Annotated in this window: 11 protein-coding genes; 5 read left to right on the top strand and 6 right to left on the bottom strand. The window is 69.2% G+C overall.

All coding sequences use genetic code 11. The features are described 5' to 3' along the window. Positions 1–36: 36 nt before the first annotated feature. Positions 37–1,632, bottom strand: a complete 1,596-nt coding sequence (locus tag K8940_RS19170) for an alpha-L-fucosidase (protein ID WP_223391654.1) — start codon at positions 1,630–1,632, stop codon at positions 37–39. A gap of 8 nt (positions 1,633–1,640) precedes the next feature. Then, on the bottom strand, positions 1,641–3,632 hold the full coding sequence (locus tag K8940_RS19165) for a glycoside hydrolase family 97 protein (RefSeq protein WP_223391653.1): 1,992 nt from the start codon (positions 3,630–3,632) through the stop codon (positions 1,641–1,643). 123 nt (positions 3,633–3,755) lie between these two features. Between K8940_RS19165 and K8940_RS19160 the strand changes: the two genes are divergently transcribed. The 3 genes from K8940_RS19160 (at position 3,756) to K8940_RS19150 (ending at position 8,547) form a co-directional block, all read left to right on the top strand. After that, complete coding sequence (locus K8940_RS19160; protein WP_223391652.1) at positions 3,756–6,221, top strand: glycoside hydrolase family 3 protein; 2,466 nt, start codon at positions 3,756–3,758, stop codon at positions 6,219–6,221. Between the two features lie 158 nt (positions 6,222–6,379). Next, positions 6,380–8,299 carry a sialate O-acetylesterase gene (locus K8940_RS19155; protein WP_223391651.1) on the top strand — a complete coding sequence of 640 codons (1,920 nt, stop codon included), beginning with the start codon at positions 6,380–6,382 and terminating at the stop codon, positions 8,297–8,299. 92 nt (positions 8,300–8,391) lie between these two features. Next, positions 8,392–8,547, top strand: coding sequence for a hypothetical protein (locus tag K8940_RS19150; RefSeq protein WP_223391650.1), 156 nt, complete (start codon positions 8,392–8,394; stop codon positions 8,545–8,547). Here K8940_RS19150 and K8940_RS19145 read toward each other — a convergent pair. Beyond that, positions 8,528–10,159: a carboxylesterase/lipase family protein gene (locus tag K8940_RS19145; protein ID WP_223391649.1), complete on the bottom strand. Its 1,632-nt coding sequence runs from the start codon at positions 10,157–10,159 to the stop codon at positions 8,528–8,530. The genes K8940_RS19150 and K8940_RS19145 overlap by 20 nt on opposite strands. A gap of 171 nt (positions 10,160–10,330) precedes the next feature. Between K8940_RS19145 and K8940_RS19140 the strand changes: the two genes are divergently transcribed. After that, positions 10,331–11,674 carry a murein L,D-transpeptidase catalytic domain-containing protein gene (locus K8940_RS19140; RefSeq protein ID WP_223391648.1) on the top strand — a complete coding sequence of 448 codons (1,344 nt, stop codon included), beginning with the start codon at positions 10,331–10,333 and terminating at the stop codon, positions 11,672–11,674. Between the two features lie 10 nt (positions 11,675–11,684). Here K8940_RS19140 and K8940_RS19135 read toward each other — a convergent pair whose 3' ends face one another. From K8940_RS19135 to putA, 3 genes are all read right to left on the bottom strand, one after another. Next, positions 11,685–13,022 carry a glycoside hydrolase 5 family protein gene (locus tag K8940_RS19135; protein WP_223391647.1) on the bottom strand — a complete coding sequence of 446 codons (1,338 nt, stop codon included), beginning with the start codon at positions 13,020–13,022 and terminating at the stop codon, positions 11,685–11,687. Positions 13,023–13,142: 120 nt separating this feature from the next. Continuing rightward, positions 13,143–14,435 carry an alpha/beta hydrolase family protein gene (locus K8940_RS19130; RefSeq protein WP_223391646.1) on the bottom strand — a complete coding sequence of 431 codons (1,293 nt, stop codon included), beginning with the start codon at positions 14,433–14,435 and terminating at the stop codon, positions 13,143–13,145. A gap of 76 nt (positions 14,436–14,511) precedes the next feature. Beyond that, positions 14,512–17,601 (bottom strand): bifunctional proline dehydrogenase/L-glutamate gamma-semialdehyde dehydrogenase PutA, encoded by a 3,090-nt coding sequence (gene putA / locus K8940_RS19125; protein WP_223395907.1) that lies wholly within the window; start codon positions 17,599–17,601, stop codon positions 14,512–14,514. Between the two features lie 436 nt (positions 17,602–18,037). Here putA and K8940_RS19120 point away from each other — a divergent pair, with 436 nt between their 5' ends. Next, entirely contained in the window at positions 18,038–18,505 is a 468-nt protein-coding gene (locus K8940_RS19120) for an Lrp/AsnC ligand binding domain-containing protein (protein WP_172270800.1), read from the top strand. Positions 18,506–18,535 lie beyond the last annotated feature (30 nt).

Below are 18,535 nucleotides of genomic sequence, written 5' to 3'. Positions count from 1 at the left end.
GGGGGGCGGCGAGCCTTTGGCTCGCCCCCTTCCTGTCTAGACCAGGCCCGGTCCCTCGATCTTCAGCACCGGGGTGAAGGCCGGCCGGCGATCCGGCAGGTCGACGACCAGGCCGCCCGCCTCGCGGCGGAAGGGCAGGGGATCGCCGCCGCCCAGCAGGGTCACGCGCCGCGCCTCGCCCGGCGCGCCCCCCGTCTTCAGGCTCTCGATCGTCAGCGGCCCTTGCGGCCAGGCCATCGGCAGGGCGTAGAGCGCCCCGGCCTTGGTGGTGAAGCGGATGTCGGTCGCCTCGAACGGCTTGGCGCCGCCCTCGTTCATCATGCCCTCGACCAGCTTGGTCGGGCCCTCGCCGTACACGCGCCAGGGTCGCGTGCCGTAGATCGCCTCGCCATTGATCGCGATCCAACCGGCCATGTCCGCGAGGACCTTTTCCTCCTTGTCGTCGATCGAGCCGTCGCCGCGCTGGGGGATGGACACCAGCAGGCAGCCGTTCTTGCTGACCACGTCGATCAGCCGCTGGATGACTTGCTGGCCCGACTTGTAGCCGCCGCGTTCGTACACGCGACGATCGTAGTGCCAGTTGCCGATGCAGGTGTCGGTCTGCCAGGGCTCGTCGCGCAGGCGGTCCGAGAAGCCGCGCTCGACATCCTCGACGATAGCCCGGCGCTGCAGCGGCGACAGCTTCTTGCCGGTCACCACCACGTCGCCGCTCTGGCGGTTGTAGTAGTGCGCCGTGGCGTCCAGGCCGGCCTGGCCCAGCGGCAGGGTGTAGTTGTCGAAATAGACGAGGTCGGGCCGGTAGCGGTCGACGAGGTCGTTCTGGCGCAGCAGCCAGTTGCGCGTGAAGGCCGGATTGTTCGGCGGCGGGGTCTCGATCCAGTCGCCGTCGTGCTTCTCATGCCAGGCGTTGGCGGCCTTGATGCTGTCGATCCCGTCGGGGATGACCATGTTGCGGCCGGTATAGAGGTCCTGCGGGTCCAGCCCGCGCCACCACTGGCCCCGGCCGCCCGACTTGGTCAGGTTGAAGGCGTCGTAGCGCTGGCCCTTGCGGGGGCCCTCGGCGTCGTAGCCGTAAGCCGTCTGCCACCAGTGCCAGGCGTGGGCGCTGTGGTTGGAGACCCCGAACCTCAGGCCGTGGCCCCGGGCGACCTTGGCCCAGGTCCCGACGATGTCGCGCCCGGGCCCGACCCGCGTGGTGTTCCAGGCGTGGTGGCGGCTGTCGTACATGTCGAGATTGTCGTGGTGGTTGGCCATCGACATGAAGTACTTCGCGCCCGCGGCGACGTACTTCTTCATCAGCCCTTCGGGGTCCCAGTTCTGGGCCTTCCAGCGCGGAATGAACTGCATGAAGCCGAAGTCGGCCGGATGGCCGTAGGTCTTCAGGTGGTGCTCGTAGACCGGGTCGCCCTGGACATACATCAGCCGGCCGTACCAGTCGCCGAACTCGGGCACGCACTGGGGGCCCCAGTGCGACCAGATGCCGAGCTTGGCGTCGCGGAACCAGTCCGGAACCTTGTAGCCGGCGGCCAGCGAGTCCCAGCTGGGCTGGAAGGGGCCTTTCGCGGCGGCCAGGGCGGGAGACGCGGCCAGGGCCGCGCCGGTGGCGATCAGGTCTCTGCGGGTGAAGGTCATCGATGCGCTCACTGGGCCGGGGTCAGCCGCACGACGCCGCCGCCGCTGGGCGCCAGGGTCAGGGACAGGGTCTGCTTGGCGGTGACCGCCTGGGCGCGGGTCTTCAGGGTCGTGGGCTCGGCCCCGTCCTCGCGGATGTCGGCCTGGAAAGTCCCGGCCCCCAGGAAGTCCAGCGGGACCTTCACGGTGCGGCCGGTCTCGTTGGTCATGGCCCCGACCCACCACTCGGCCCCCTTGCGGCGGGCGATGACGATCGACTGGCCGATCTCGCCCGACAGCACCCGGGTCTCGTCCCAGCTGGTCGGCGCGGCGCTGACGAAGTCCAGGCCCGCCGGCGAGGCGGCGTAGGTCAGGGGGCTGTCGCTGACCATGCTCAGCGGGCTGTCATAGACGACGTACATGGCCAGGGCCTGGCCGCGCGTGGTCTGCACGGTCGGCAGGATGAACTGGTCCTTGAAGTCCGCCGGCCGCACGTTCCTGAAGCCGCCGGGCGTGTAGTCCATCGGCCCGAGCAGCATCCGCGTGAAGGGCAGGGTGACGTTGTGGGCTGCGGTCACCCGCGCGCTCCACTTGTTGTACTCCGCCCCCATCACCCCCTCCTGGGTGACATAGTGCGGATAGGTGCGGATCAGGCCCGTGGGGCGATAGGCGCCGTGCAGGTCGACCATCAGGCGGTGCTCGCCGGCCTTGGTCAGCAGGCGGTGGTAGTAGTCGACGATCTGCTGGTCGTCGCGGTCCATGAAGTCGACCTTGATCCCCTTCAGGCCCAGCTTCTCATAGGCCGCCAGGGCCTCGTCCATCTGGTCGTCCAGGGCCTTCCAGTGGACCCAGACCATGATCCCGACGCCCTTGTCGCGGCCATAGGCGACCAGCGCCGGCAGGTTGATCGCCGGGATCGACCTCGTAACATCCGTACCCGGAAGAATTCGCGGCGCCTGGCCCGAGCCGACGTACCAGCCGTCGTCGATCAGCATGTATTCCAGCCTGTTGGCGGCGGCGAAGTCGATGAAGCGCTTCATCGTCGCGTCGTTCATGCCGCTGTCCGGCACGTCCGCCTTCAGGCCGTTCCACCAGTCCCACGCCGCCTTGCCGGGCTTGATCCAGCGGGTGTCGGTGAGCGTCGTCGGCGGGTTCAGGCTGGTCATCAGGTTCGAGCTGACCAGGTCGCCGGGCGTGTCGCCCATCATCACCACCCGCCAGGACGAGACCGTGTCGGTCCCGATCCGCGTCGTCACGGCCTTGGAGGGATCGTCCAGGCGCGGCGACAGCTTGACCTGCAGGCCAGGGCCCCCGTCCTCGCGGCCGCTCAGATAGAGGCCGGCCCAGTTCTTCAGATCGGCCTCGGCGATGGCGAAGGCCGCTCCTTTCGCCTTTGTTTCCGGGGTCTGGCAGACCACCGGCAGCTCGTAGAGCGCGGCGGCGCGGAAGTCGCGCGCCTGGATCGGGTCGTACTCGCCTTCGTGCGAGGTGCCGAAGCGGCCCAGGTTCAGCGCCCAGCAGCGGTCGTCCCCGGCCAGGGCGAACTTGGTCTCCTCGCCACGCACCGCCACCCCGGCCAGGCTCGGCTGGTCTGGCAGCACGTAGCGGAAGGCCACGCCGTCGTCATAGGCGCGGGCCACGACTTTCAGCCGCCGCTGCAGGCCGCCCGTTTCGAGAAATTCTACGGTGGTCTCGGCGAAGCGGTCGCGCACCGTCCGGGTCTTGCCGACCACCAGCTCGTAGGTCTGGTCGACGTCGCGGGTGGTGGTTCCGACGATCTTCAGGTTCCGCGACAGAGCCCCGCCCTTGTCGAGGGCCAGGCCCAGGGCCGAGGGCGTGACCAGGGCCTGACCCTTGAACTTCAAGGTGAAATTGGCTTGATCACCTTCGTCCGAGATCCGGATTTCTGTCCGACCACCGGGCGACGTCGTGACCGTTTCGGCGGCGGCGGCGACCTGCGCCACGCTCCCGAACGCCATGACCGATGTTAGCGCTGTCAAAAAGTGCGCGGACCGCTTCATTAGGAGTTCCCAACCCGTATTTGTTCTGCGTATTTATCGTACAAACTAGACGGCCTATGGAGAACCGTCGAGGGGTATGACAACGTTGTCCGCGCCGTACTTGGCGGTAACGAAGAAAAAGAGTTGGGGAGTATGAACACCAGGACCCTCTGCGTCGCCCTGCTGGCGTCGACCTTTCTGTCCGGCGCCGCCATGGCGGAAACGGGCCCCCAGAATACGGCCAATCCGAGCAAGTGGCCGGCCGCCAAGAGCCAGGGCCTGGTCGACCAGGCCACCGAGGCCTTCGTCGCCGACCTGCTGTCCAAACTGACTCTCGAGGAGAAGGTTGGTCAGGTCATTCAGGCCGACATCAGCCAGATCAAGCCCGAGGACCTGAAGACCTATCCGCTGGGCTCGATCCTGGGCGGGGGCAGTTCGCCGCCGATCGGCGCGCCCGACCGCTCGCCGCAGAAACCCTGGGTCGACACCGCCAAGGCGTTCCGCGAGGCCGCGGCCCAGCGCCAAGGCGGCGCGCACGTGCCGCTGATGTTCGGCATCGACGCCGTGCACGGCGACAACAACGTTGTCGGCGCGACCCTCTTCCCGCACAACATCGCCCTGGGCGCGGCGCACGATCCCGAACTGATCCGCCGCATCGGCAAGGCCACGGCCTTTGAAACCTCGGCCGCCGGCTTCGACTGGGCGTTCGGCCCGACCCTGGCCGCGCCGCGCGACGACCGCTGGGGCCGCACCTACGAGGGCTATTCCGAGGATCCGGCGATCATTCGCCAATATGCCGGCGAGATGATCCTGGGCCTGCAGGGCGCGGTGTCCCAAGGCGGCGTCATCCAACAGGGCCACGTCGCCGCCAGCGCCAAGCACTTCCTGGGCGACGGCGGCACCGAGAACGGCGTCGACCAGGGCAACACCAAGGTCTCCGAGGCCGAGCTGATCCGCCTCCACGCCCAGGGCTATGTGCCGGCCATCAACGCCGGGACCCTGACCATCATGGCCTCGTTCAACAGCTGGAACGGCCAGAAGATGCACGGCAACAAGAGCCTGCTGACCGACGTGCTGAAGGGCAGGATGGGCTTCGACGGCTTCGTCGTCGGCGATTGGAACGGCCATGGCCAGGTGCAGGGCTGCAAGCCCACCGACTGCCCGGCCTCGATCAACGCCGGCCTCGACATGTTCATGGCGCCGGACAGCTGGAAGGCGCTGTACGCCAACACCCTGGCCGAGGTGAAGTCGGGCGTCATCCCGATGGCCCGCCTGGATGACGCCGTCACCCGGATCCTGCGCGTGAAGGCCAAGATGGGCCTGTTCCAGGCCGCCCGTCCCTACGAAGGCCGCGAGGGGGTGATCGGCTCGGCCGAGCACCGCGCCATCGCCCGCGAGGCGGTGCGCAAGTCGCTGGTGCTGCTGAAGAACGACGGCGTCCTGCCGGTCAGGGCCAGCGCGAACGTGCTGGTCGCCGGCTCGGGCGCGGACGATATCGGCAAGCAGTCGGGCGGCTGGACCCTGTCGTGGCAGGGCACGGGCAACACCAACGCCGACTTCCCCAACGCCGAGTCGATCTATGCCGGCGTGAAGGCAGCGGTCGAGGCTGGCGGCGGCTCGGCGACCCTGTCGGTCGACGGCAAGTTCGACAAGAAGCCCGACGTCGCCATCGTCGTCTTCGGTGAAAATCCCTATGCGGAAGGTGTCGGCGACCTGAAGACAACGCTCGAGTATCAGCCGGGCGCCAAGACGGACCTGGCCTTGCTCAAGAGCCTGAAGGCCAGGGGCGTGCCGGTGGTGGCGGTGTTCCTCAGCGGGCGTCCGCTGTGGGTCAATCCCGAGATCAACGCCTCGGACGCCTTCGTCGCCGCCTGGCTGCCGGGCTCGGAAGGCGGCGGGATCGCCGACGTCCTGGTGGGCGACAAGGCCGGCAAGCCGCGCAACGACTTCCACGGCAAGCTGTCGTTCAGCTGGCCCAAGCGCGCCGACCAGTTCAGCCTGAACAAGGGCGACAAGACCTACGACCCGCTGTTCGCCTATGGCTACGGCCTGACCTACGCCAGGCCCGGCAAGGTCGCCAAGCTGTCGGAGGTCTCGGGCGTCAAGCCGGTGGCCGACAATGCGGTGAACTACTTCGTCGGCGGCAAGACCCCGGCGCCGTTCGGGTTCAAGGCCTCGCCCTCGTCGTCGGTGCAGATCGCCCCGGTCGACGCCGGCAACGTCCAGGAGGCCGGCCGCCAGGTCACCTTCGCGGGCGACAAGCTGGGCCGGGTCACGATCGTCGGCGACCGGCCGCTGGACCTGAGCTTCCAGACCAACGCCGAGATGGCGCTGAGCTTCGAGTATCGCCTCGACGCCATGGCCTCCGCGCCGGTGGTCCTGGCGATGGGCGAGGGCAAGTTGAACGCCACCCCGCAGGCGGGCGCGCCGCTGGGCCAGTGGCTCAGCGTCAAGATCCCGCTGAAGTGCTTCCAGGCCGCCGGGACCGACGTCACCAAGGTGGTCGCGCCGTTCGACCTGAGCACGGCCGGAACCTTCCAGGTCTCGATCGCCAACGTGAAGCTGACGGCGGACCCGGCCGGGGCGGTGTGTCCGCCCACGGCGCGGTAGCTTGAAGTAAGCCCAAACCCGTCTCCCCGGCGAAAGCCGGGGCCCAGGTTCAGCCTGAGCTTTGGCCCCGTCCGGCGCTGCTCCGCCTTACGATCTGGATCCCGGCTTTCGCCGGGAAGGTGGGGTTGGTGGGGAAGTTTTAGAAAGGAGGAAGACCCATGCGGCTGAAAGCTCTCATCCTGGCCACCGCCATGGGTCTTTCTACCCAAGCCCTGGCCGCGCCGTTGGCCTCGGTGTTCAGCGACCACGCGGTGCTGCAGCGCGACCAGCCCATTCGGGTCTGGGGCAAGGCGGCGCCGAACGCGGCGGTCAGCATCGACCTCTCGGGGACCGCCGCCAGCGCGACGGCCGACATCCAAGGGCGCTGGAGCGCGGCCCTGCCGGCGCGTCCGGCCGGCGGCGGAGCCCTGACCCTGACCGTCCAGGCGGGCGCCGAGCGCCAGACCGTTTCCGACCTCGTCATGGGCGACGTCTGGCTGTGCTCGGGCCAGTCGAACATGGAGTATCCGCTGCGCCGGGCCCTGGCTGGCGATGGCGAGGTGGCCAGCGCGGGCGACCCCGATATCCGCCTGCTGCAGACGGGCAAGATCAGCAAGCCGGCGCCGCAGGACGACCTGCCGGCCGGCGTCGTCTGGAAAGCCGCCACGCCCACGAGCGCGGCCGAGTTCAGCGCCGCCTGCTTCTTCCTGGGCAAGGACCTGCGCAAGTCCCAGGGCGTCCCGATCGGCTTGATCGACGCCACCTGGGGCGGCTCGGTGATCCAGGACTGGATCAGCCGCGAGAGCCTCTCGGCGCTGAAGACCTATGACGAGGGCCTGACGATCCTCGACGCCTACGCCCGCGACCCGGCCCTGGGCCAGACCCAGTGGGCCGCCATGCTGGACCGCTGGGCGGTCGCCAAGCTGGGCGCGGCCAATGACGGCCAGCGGCCCGACCTGGATGACCGGGCCTGGAAGACCATGCCGATGGAGCAGTTCTGGGAGAGCTATCCGGGCCTGGAGACCTTCGACGGGACCATTTGGCTGCGAACAGAACTCAGACTGACCAAGGCCCAGGCCGTCCAGGGCGCCACCCTGGCCTTGGGGCCGGTCGATGACATGGACACCACCTTCGTCAATGGTCGCGAGGTCGGGGCGACCCAGAGCTGGAACGGACCGCGGAACTACAGGATCGCGCCCGGCGTGCTGAAGGCGGGCCGCAACCTCATCGCTGTCCGCGCCGTTGACAGCGGCGGCGGCGGCGGGACCTGGGGCAAGGCCGCCGACAAGGGCCTGAAGTTCGACGACGGGGCCTTCGTCCCGCTGAGCGGAACCTGGCGCTACAAGATCGCCGCGCCGCTGGCCCAGACCGCCCTGCCGCCGAACGCGCCGTGGCTGGGGGCCAGTGGCCTCTCCACCCTGCGCAACGGCATGATCGCCCCGCTGGTCCCGTTCGGGGTCAAGGGCTTCGCCTGGTACCAGGGCGAGGCCAACGTCACTGAAGCCAATGAGTACGCCCGTCTGATGCCGGCCATGATCGCCGATTGGCGCAAGGCCTTCGGAGGGGATGACAAGGCTTTCCTGCTGGTCCAGCTGGCCGCCTTCGGGCCGCAGAAGCCCGGCGTCCAGGAGTCCAGCTGGGCCGCCCTGCGCGATGTCCAGCGCCGGACGGCCGCCGCCGATCCCAAGGTCGGCATGGCCAGTGCGGTCGACATCGGCTCGCCCTACGACATCCACCCGGCCGACAAGGCCCGCGTCGGCCAGCGCCTGGCGCTGCTGGCCCGCAAGCTGGCCTATGGCGAGACCGGCCTGATCGCTGCGGGCCCGGCCCCGCTGTCGGCCCGCCGCGAGGGCGGAGATGTCGTGGTGACCCTGGACCAGCCGGCGGTGGTCTATGGCGGCGCGCGTCCGATCGGCTTCGAGCTGTGCGACGCGGCGGCCTGCCGGTTCGTCGACGCCACGGTCGAGGGCGCGAGCGTGCGGCTGGCGGGGGGCGGTTCGGCGACGAAGGTCCGCTACGCCTGGGCCGACAGTCCGATCATCAACCTGTTCGGGGTCACGGGCCTGCCGGCGACGCCGTTCGAGCTGCCGCTGCCCTGAACAAGCTTCAGCACGATTCCTTGGTTACCGCGCCGTTAACCAGCAACCCTTTGTTCACGCTGATCATTGGGCTCTCGTAAGGGAGCCTCGAATTGAGTTTCGAAGAGCGTCAGGCGTGGAACGAACTCTGGGCGGCCGTGTTCGGCGAACCGCCGCCCATCGAGGTCGATTCCGAGATGACCGCGCGGATCCTCGTCGAGCACCTGCCGCCGGCGGGTCCCTACCAATTCAAGTCCCGAACTGAGTGAACGGCACGCGGTTGAAGAACTCACGCTCGGCGCCGCGCGGGTCGTCCTCCATCCGCGAGGTGTTGTCGAACACCATCGTCTGACGGCGGGGCAGGGTGTAGGGCTCCCACTTGGGCAGGGCGCCGCCGTTGGGATCGCCGCTGCGGGCGAAGTTCACGAAGGCGTCGCTCATGGTGTTGGACATGGCCACAGACTCCGGGCCCGTGCCGACGATCGAGCCCTTGGCGTCCAGGGTGCCGAACACCAGGCCGATGTCGATGGTGTGCGGCGCGCCGAAGATTCCGCCCTGCACCGGCGACTTCCAGTTGACCTGGTAGGCGAAGGCCGGCGCGCCGGCGCGGGCCCGCTCCTCGTCCTGGATGATCGCCGCCTTCCACGAGCGGCCGGCCGTCGAGGCGGCGAAATAGACGTCTAACGGCGAATAGTTCGGATAGGTCTGGCGGTAGAAGGCCACCACCGTCTCGGGGTCGATGTCGATGCGGGCGTTGAACTGGCCCGGCAGCCTGGCGATCACCTCTTCCCAGCTCTGGGGGAAGGCCTTGGCGTCCCAGCCGATGAAGCCCTTGGTCTCGTCGTGGGTGTTGCCGCACATCATCGGCACGGACAGGCCCACCGGCGAGGCGTCGGGGAAGAAGGGGTGGCGGTCCAGGCTGCGCTGGTCCAGCACCGGGCCCATATAGACCCCGCCCGAACCGGCCACCGGGTCGACGGCCTTCAGGCCGTTCAGCAGCTGGTCGGCGGGCAGGGCGCGCAGGGCCGTCAGGTCCTTCACGCCCAGCTTGTCCAGGAACAGCTTGGCGCGCTTGGTGGCGTTGAACGGGCCGCCGGCGGTGACCTGCTGGCCGCTCATGGTGGCGGCGCGGTGGAACAGGCCCTTGGCGGCCGGCATGGCCATCAGGGTGGCGATCTTGGCGCCGCCGCCCGACTGGCCGAACAGCATGACCCGATCCGGATCGCCGCCGAACCGCGCGATATTGTCCCGCACCCATTGCAGGGCCAGGACGAGGTCCAGCTGGCCGGCGTTGCCGCTGTCGGCCACGGTCGGTTCGTTGAACAGGCGGGCGAGATAGAGGTAGCCGAAGGCGTTCAGGCGGTGGTTGACCGTGACCACCACGACGTCGCCGCGCTTGGCCAGCTTGGTCCCCTCGTACCAGGGGCTGGAGCCCGAGCCGCCGTTGTAGGCGCCGCCGTGGATGTAGAACATCACCGGCCGTTTGCCGCCGTCCGCGAGACTGTCTTTCTTGCTCGCCCCATTCTTTCCAAGGGGGGCCGGCGTCCAGATGTTGAGGAACAGGCAGTCCTCCGAGAGCGTCTCGCCCTCCTCGCCCTTGCCCTGCTGCATCGAGGCCGCGCCATAGGCCAGGGCGTCCTTAACGTCGGTCCAGGGCTCGGGCTTGACCGGAGCCGCGAAGCGTCGCGCCCCGCCAGTGTCGGCCCCGTAGCGCAGGCCCTTGAAGACGCTGACCTCGCCGTCGACATAGCCGCGCACCTTGCCGTTGGTGGTCGTCACCACCGGCGAGCGCTTCTCGGCCGTGAACCCCGCGCTGGGCAGGGCGGCGTAGGCGGCTAGGGCGGCGGCGCCAGTGATCAGGGTGCGGCGAGTAGTGTCCACGGGGCTTCCTCCGGCTGGCTTTCTAGCAAGCTCGGCGGAAGCGGTATCACGGATGACACCGGTGACAATCCACTATTTTGCGACGTGGACCTCCGCGTCGCCGGACGTGCTCTTCCGTCCATAAGCAATCTATGGTAGCATTACGAGAGGGTTCGCCTCTGGAGGGGAGCGATGGACATCTCGGCTAAGCAGAGGCTGGTCTGCGAGCGCGTGGTCAACGTGTTCGAGACGGGGTCGGTCAAGGGCAAGTACGGCGCGATCAGCGTCTACAACGACGGGCCGCACCGGGTTCGCCAGATCACCTATGGACGCTCGCAGACCACCGAGTACGGCAACCTGGCCCGCCTGGTGGACATGTACGTCAAGGCCGGCGGGACCCACGCGGCGGAGCTGGCGCCGTACGTTCAGCTGATCGGCGCCACGCCGCTGGTCGACAACGACGCCTTCAAGGCGCTGCTGCGGCGCGCCGGCGAGAGCGACCCGGTCATGTGGGCGACGCAGGACAGGTTCTTCGACCTCGCCTATTTCCAGCCCGCCCTGAAGTGGGCGACCGACAACGGCTTCGTCCTGCCCCTGTCGATGCTGGTCATCTACGACTCCTTCATCCACAGCGGCGGGATCCTGCCGTTCCTGCGCTCGCGCTTCGCCGAGCTGACGCCCAAGAAAGGCGGCGACGAGAAGGCGTGGATCCGCGCCTATGTCGAGGTCCGCGACCGGTGGCTGACGACCCATTCCAACCCGGACCTGCGGCCGTCCGCCTACCGTACCCGCGACCTGCTGCGCGAGATCAAGGGCGGCAACTGGGACCTCGCCCACCTGCCGATCCTGGCCAATGGCGTGCGGGTCGACGACCAGGGCGCGCCGGAGGTTCCCAGGACGCCGGCCATTCCCAAGCCGGTCGCCGACGCGGTCGTGCCGTTCCTGGGCGAGGTCGAGGACGCCGATCCGCCGCCGGTCACGGGCGGCTCGCGCGCCGACATTCTCCGGCGGCTGGCGGCCAACGCCGGCGTCGAGGCGGCGGCGGCGCGCCTGCTCGCCTATCGCGACAAGTACCGGCCGACCAGCAATCCCCGCTACTGGGCGGTGGTCAATTTCGACCTCCACTCGGCCAGGCCGCGCCTGTTCCTGTTCGACTGCGTGGCGGGGACTGCCTCGGCCCACCTCTGCGCCCACGGGCGCGGCTCGGAGGGGCCGGCCGACGACGGCTATGCCGAGGTGTTCTCCAACGAGGACGGCTCGAACTGCTCGTCGCTGGGGATCTATCACTGCGACGTCACCTATGTCGGCGAGCACGGCAAGACGCTGTACCTGGACGGCCTGGAGGCGACGAATTCGAACGCCCGCCGCCGCCACATCGTGATGCACGGCGCCGATTACGTGGCGCCCGAGGTCATCAAGAGCACGGGCCGGATCGGCCGCAGCCTGGGCTGCCCCGCCATCGAGATGGGCGACGTGCAGAAGCTGATCCCCGCCCTGCAGGGCGGGTCTCTGCTGATCATCTGGAAGTCGGCCTGACGGGCGGGCCTTAGAGGGCCCGCACCGCCGCGGCGTGCTCGGCGATCACGGCCTTGGTCGAGGCGTCGCTGTCGAAGACGCCGTACAGGCCCTGTTCCTCCTGGGGCGGATCGCCGACGAAGCTCTTGTCGCCGTGCACGAACCAGGCGTCCGGATGCTGGGCGCGGCCCTCGCCGTTCCAGGCCCAGAAGTTGGTGCCCGCCACCGGTCCGCCGGCCTTCATGTCGTCCAAAGCCAGGCCGTAGATGGTCTTGTAGAACCGGTCCTTGTCCGCGGCGGCCGAGCCGGGGACGAACGAGCGGTCCTCGCGGATCAGGCCGAACTCCTCGATGACCAGCGGCTTGTTCAGTTGCCTGGCCAGGGCGATGTGGCGGGTGACGTACTCGCGGCACTTGGCCTCGCCATCGGCATAGGTGGCGGGCTGCTTCTTGACGTCGATCCAGCCCCAGTTGTTGGGCCAGACGTGCAGGGTCAGGTAGTCGATGGTCGCCGGCTTGTGGGCCTCGACCACGCAGGCCTCGCTGTGCAGGCAGCCCATGCTGCCTTCGCTGCCGGTGCTGACCAGGTGCCGGGGATCCAGGGTCTTGATGATGGTCGAGACCTCGCGGATCCACTTGTAATAGGTCGTCAGGTTTTTGTTCCCGAACGCCTCGGTGCCGCCGGGGCGCGGCTCGTTGGCCAGTTGCCAGGCCATGATCGTCGGATCGTCGCGATAGGCCTTGCCGGTGACGCTGTTGACCCGCCCGACCAGGCCCAGCAGGTAGCGGCGGAACAGGGCGTTGGCCTTCTCGTCGCCGTAGAAGCGGCCCGAATAGTCGGGGAACTCGGGCCAGGGGTGGGCGGGATCGCCCTGCTGGAACCAGGGTCCGTTGCCGACCCAGTTCAGATAGGCCGGCATGCCGCCCGACCAGTCCCAGAAGTTGTTGACATAGATCACCGCCTTCATGTCCCGCGCGGCCATCTCGGCCAGCAGGACGTCGAGACCCTTCAGCAGGTCCTGGTCGTAGACGCCGGGCTTCTCCTGGAAGGTCGGGGCGACGGCGGCCTTGGCCGGCGAGCGCTCACCCGCGCCCAGGACGCGCAGATTGGTGACGCCCAGGGCCTTCAGCCGGTCCAGTTCCCGCTTCAGCCGCTCGCGGTCGCCGGTGGCGCCGGGCGAGCCCAGCCAGGCCCCGTACCACAGGTTCGCGCCGGTGAAGCGGTAGGGCTTGCCGTCCAGCACGAGGCGGCCGTTCTTCACGGCCACGAAGCCCTTAGGCAGCGCTGTCTTTTTTGGCGCGGCGCCGAGGGCGGGAGCGGCGAGCAGGCTGGCGGCCGAGCCGGCCAGGATGGAGCGTCTGGTGAACATGGTCCGGTGTTTCCCCTGGAAGATCTCTGTTTTGAAGATCCGTGTTTTCCGGGGAGCCTAGCCGAGCGCACGCCAGGGTGGAAGGTGATTAAATAAAGATGATGGAATAAATCGCCGGCATCAGCGCTTGGCCGCGTGGGCCGCGGTCCAGTCGACGATCGTCGCCAGCGCCGCGGGGGCGATGGTCTCCTCGATCTGGCCGTACTCGATGACCAGGCCCGTATTGGCGGTCTGGAACAGGTGGTTCAGACCGGGCAGTTCCTTGACGGTGACGTCCTGGTCGCCGGCCAGGGCCGCGCGGATCGCCGCCAGGTTGGTCTTGGCGTCGACCTGCAGGTCCTTGGAGCCGCCGATCGCCAGCACCGGGACCTTGACCTTGGCCAGGGCGTCGGCCGGGTTCGTGGACAGGAAATAGCGCCAGGCGGGCGAGGCCAGGGTCAGGGTGGCGACCCGCTCCGGCGAGGTCGGCGGCAGGCCCTGGCGGTTCAGCACCTCGGTCAGGCGCACGCGGGCGTCGTCGGCGTCCTTGGCGTCGCGCACGGCCGCGAACCGCTCGGCGCGGTTCTTTACCAGGATTTCGACCTGGTCGTCCGGCATGCCGCTGGCGGCGAACAGCGCCCGGTTCTGGGCGACCAGCGGCGCGACCTGGCCGCCCTCGCTGTGGCCCAGCAGGCCGACGCGGGCCGGATCGATGTCCGGGCGGCCGCGCAGGAAGGCGACGCCCGCCGCCACATCGGTCGCGAAGGCGGGGATCGAGGCTGCGGAGGCGTCGCCCTTCTCCGAGCCGCCGGTCCCGCGATCATCGACGCGCAGCACCGCCACGCCTTTGCGGGTCAGGGCGTCGGCGATGACCAGAAACGGCTTGTGGCCGAACATCGTCTCGTCGCGGTCCTGCGCGCCCGAGCCGGTGATCAGCACCACGGCTGGAAATGGACCCGCGCCCTCGGGCAGGGTCAGGGTCCCGGCCAGCTTCAGGCCCGAGGCGGGGTTGCGGTACGAGACCTCCTCGGCGCGATAGGGGAAGGGCGGCTTGGGCGCCTGCGGCCGGTTCAGAACGGGCGCCGTGCGGCTCATGGTCAGCGGCAAAGCGCCGCCGCCCTGCAGCCACTGGCCCTGCAGGCTCTGGCCATCGGCCGAGACGGCGCCCTCGAAGCTGGCGGGGATGGCGCTCAGCGTCACGGCGACCTTGCCGTCCGCCAGGGTCGCTGTCGCCGGCATGCCCTTGGCCATCTGGTTGGGGCTGTCCACGGTCGCCGAGCCGTCCGGCTTGATGTGGAAGACCAGGGCGAGCTTCGGGCCGTTGGGGATGGCCAAGGTCCCGTACCAGTCGCCCGCGATGGGCGCGACCTGGGCCATGGCGACGACGGGCGCGAGCAGGACGGCGACGAACGCCGCGCGAGGCAGGAAACGCATGTGGCTTAAAGCTCCCCCGATGACGGGGGAGCTTAAGCCGTGCGCGCTGAGATTGTGAAGCGTCTAAGCGTCTGAACTACAGGTTCAGCAGCGCCGGGTCGCCGCCCTGGGCGGTGATGTTGACGCTGACGGCGCGCTCCACGGCGAAGCGGAGCAGGGCGTGAGGGCCGCCGGCCTTGGGGCCGGTGCCCGACAGGCCCTCGCCGCCGAACGGCTGGACGCCGACGACGGCGCCGGTCATCGAGCGGTTGACATAGGCGTTGCCAGCCGGGACCAGACGCTGGACGTCGGCCGCGAAGCTCTCGATCCGCGAGTGGACGCCCAGGGTCAGGCCGTAGCGGCGGGCGGCCAGGGCGCCGGCGACCTGCTCCAGGTTTTCCGGCTTGTATCGGACCACGTGCAGGATCGGGCCGAACACCTCGCGCTCCAGGAAGTCGGCGGCCGGGATCTCGGCCAGGACCGGGGCGAAGAAGGTCCCGCCGGCCGGGGCAGTAAGGGCGTGCAGCACCTTGGCCTCTTGGGCCAGGCGGGCCTGATGCTTGTCGAGGGCGTCCTTGGCCTCGGCGTCGATCACCGGGCCGACGTCGGTGACGGCCAGGGTCGGATCGCCGATGACCAGGGCGTCCATGGCGCCCTTCAGACCGTCGATGACGCCTTCGGCGGTGTCTTCCGGCAGGAACAGCAGGCGCAGCGCCGAACAGCGCTGGCCGGCCGATCCGAAGGCCGAGACGATGACGTCGTCGATGACCTGCTCGCGCTGGGCGGTGGTGTCGACGAACATGCCGTTGAGGCCGCCCGTCTCGGCGATGAACGGCACGATCGGACCTTGCCGTTGCGCGAGCGTCTGGTTGATCCGCCAGGCGGTGTCGGTGCCGCCGGTGAAGGCGACGCCGTCCAGGCCCTCGTGGCTGGTCAGGGCCGCGCCGACGGTCTCGCCGCGTCCCGGCAGCAGGGCCAGCAGGCGCGGGTCCAGACCGGCGGCGTGATAGAGCTTCACCGCCTCGAAGGCGATCAGCGGCGTTTGCTCGGCGGGCTTGGCCAGCACGGCGTTGCCGGCCGCCAGGGCGGCGGCGATCTGGCCGGTGAAGATGGCCAGCGGGAAGTTCCACGGGCTGATGCAGGCGAAGACGCCGCGACCGGCCAGGCGCAGGGTGTTGGTCTCGCCGACCGGGCCCTTCAGCACCTCGCCCGCGCCGAACTGGTCCTCGGCCAGCACGGCGTAGTAGCGGCAGAAGTCGACCGCCTCGCGGACCTCGGCGATCCCGTCGCTGAGGGTCTTGCCGGCCTCGCGGGCCAGGATGGCGATCAGGCGGTCGATGTTGCTCTCGAGCGCGTCGGCCATGGCGCGCAGGGTCCGGGCGCGGGCCGGGCCGCCGGCCTGGTCCCAGGCCGGTTGCGCGGCGCGGGCCAGGGCGAAAGCCTCGTCGATCTGCGGGATCTGGGCTTCCGACACCGCGCCGACCACCTTGGCTTCATTGGCGGGCGCGACCACCGGCAGCGGCGGGCCGCCGGCGGTGACCTTGCCGCCGACCAGCGGGCCGGCCGACAGGGTGACGGCGTCCAGGGCGGCGACGGCCTTCTCCAGGCGTGCGCGGTCGGCCTTCACCGACAGGTCGAGGCCGGCGCTGTTCTGGCGGCGCGGGCCATAGACGTCGATCGGCGTCGGGATCTTGGCGTGGCGGTCGGGGTGGGCCTCGACGGTGTCGATCGGGTCGGTGACGACCTTCTCGACCGGCACCCGCTCGTCCAGCAAGGCATGCACGAACGAGGTGTTGGCGCCGTTCTCCAGCAGGCGGCGGACCAGGTAGGGCAGCAGGTCCTCGTGGCCGCCGACCGGAGCGTAGGCCCGCAGGGTGATCCCGTCATAGAGGTCGTCGGCGGCTTTATACAGAGCCTCGCCCATGCCGTGCAGGCGCTGGTGCTCGATGCGGACGCCGGCGTTCTTGGCCATCCGGACCACGGCCGCCAGGGTGTGGGCGTTGTGGGTGGCGAACTGGGCGTAGAGGTGCGGGGCCGCGTCGATCAGGGCCTTGGCGTTGACCAGGTACGACAGGTCCGTGGCCGGCTTGGTCGTGTAGACCGGATAGTCCGGGCGGCCGGCGACCTGGGCGCGCTTGATCTCGCTGTCCCAGTAGGCGCCCTTGACCAAGCGCACCATCAGGCGGCGACCCGTCTTTTCGGACAGGGCGCGCAGGCGGGCGATGACCTCGCCGCAGCGCTTCTGGTAGGCCTGGACGGCCAGGCCCAGGCCGGTCCAGTCGCCCAGCTCCGGCTCGCGGCACAGGCGGTCCAGCAGCTTCAGCGACAGGGCCAGGCGATCGGCCTCCTCGGCGTCGATCGTGAAGTTCAGGTCGTGGCGGGCGGCGATCTTGGCCAGGCGCAGGGTGCGGGGATAGAGCTCCTCCCACACGCGGTCCTCGTGCGTGGCCTCGTAGCGCGGGCACAGGGCCGACAGCTTGACCGACACGCCGTGACCGGCTTCCGGACCGGCGCCCTTCGACAGCTTGCCGACCGTATCGATGGCGTCGGCATAGGCCTTCTCGTAGCGCTCGGCGTCGGCGGCGGTGCGGGCGCCTTCGCCCAGCATGTCGAACGAGCACATGGCGTCTTCGTTGGCCGCTCGCTTGATGGCGGCTTCGATCGTCCGTCCCAGGACGAACTGCTCGCCCATGATGCGGATGGCCTGGCCGACGGCGGCGCGGATCACCGGCTCGCCGATGCGGCCGGCCAGCTTCTTGATGAAGCCGGGCAGGTCCTTCTGGGCCTGGTCGTCGGGCTCGACGATCTTGCCGGTCAGCATCAGGCCCCAGGTCGAGGCGTTGACGAACAGGCTGTCGCTGCCGCCCAGGTGGCTGGCCCAGTCGGCCGAGCCGATCTTCTCGGCGATCAAACGGTCGCGCGTTTCGTCGTCGGGGGTGCGCAGCAGGGCCTCGGCCAGGCACATCAGGGCCAGGCCCTCGCGGGTGCCCAGGCTGAACTCCTGCAGGAAGCTCTCGACCACGCCCTGCTTGCGGACGCTGCGGCGGGCCCCGCGCACCAGGGCCTCGGCCTCGGCGCGGACGGCGGCGCGGTCCTCGCTCGAAAGGGGCCTGGCGGCCAGCAGGTCGGCGATCACCGTGGCTTCGTCGCGATACTTGCCGTCGTCGAGGCTGTCCCAATCGGCCAAGTCGGTCATGGTCGTTCCCGTGTTAGAATATCGTCGGTCTAACTCGCCTTCAGCCAAAGGTGCTTCGTTTGTTGTGTGTTGAGGCCGTCTGTTCTTCGGTCGAGCCGCGAAAAACAATCATCCGCTCCAGCGCGCGACGGCGGCGCGGCCCGAGGACTCCGGCGAGGATGCTCTGGAAATGGGGAGGGAGGAAGGGGCGCGTTCTGGGGGGAGACGGCGCGCCCCTTCCTCTCTAGCGCGACGCCCGGTCAGGGGGAGAGTGCGAGCGTCGCGTAGGGGTCCAGACTTCCGGTGACTGACCGGTCCGCCGGCGCCTTTGGGGGAGGGGGGGTAGGCGCGAACGGGTCTGGAACGATCGAGGGTGTAACGCTAAGCTTGCCGAAGGTGCTCCGTTTGTGAGCGCTACTTTTCGAAGCTTCTTCGGTGGTAGTTCGATATGGCCATTTCCGCTCTGGATGACACCGATCGCCGGCTTCTGAAGGTGCTGCAGGCTGACGGCCGCATCACCAACGCCGAGCTGGCCAAGCGCTGCAACCTCTCGCCGGCGGCCACCTTCGACCGCGTCCGGCGACTGCGCGAGCGGGGCTACATCACCGGCTACGCGGCCCTGCTGGACCCGGCCAAGGTCGACCGCGCCCTGCTGATCTTTGTCGAGGTGGTGCTGGAACGCACGACCGGCGAGACCTTCGAGGACTTCGCCGCGGCCGTGCGGCGCGCGCCCGAGATCCTGGAGTGCCACATGGTGGCCGGCGGCTTCGACTATCTGATCAAGGCCCGGGTGCGCGACATGGAGGCCTATCGCAACTTCCTGGGCGACATCCTGGTCAAGATGCCCGGCGTGCGCGAGACGCGGACCTACGCGGTGCTGGAAGAGGTCAAGAGCACGGTGCAGCTGCCGCTGTAGGGAATGACCGCGCCTTCCAATGGGGCAGAG

The sequence above is a fragment of the Caulobacter segnis genome (genome assembly GCF_019931575.1).
Taxonomy (GTDB): Bacteria; Pseudomonadota; Alphaproteobacteria; order Caulobacterales; family Caulobacteraceae; genus Caulobacter; species Caulobacter segnis_C.
Note: the sequence above shows the minus strand (reverse complement) of the source record. Positions and strands in the feature narration are given on the sequence as shown.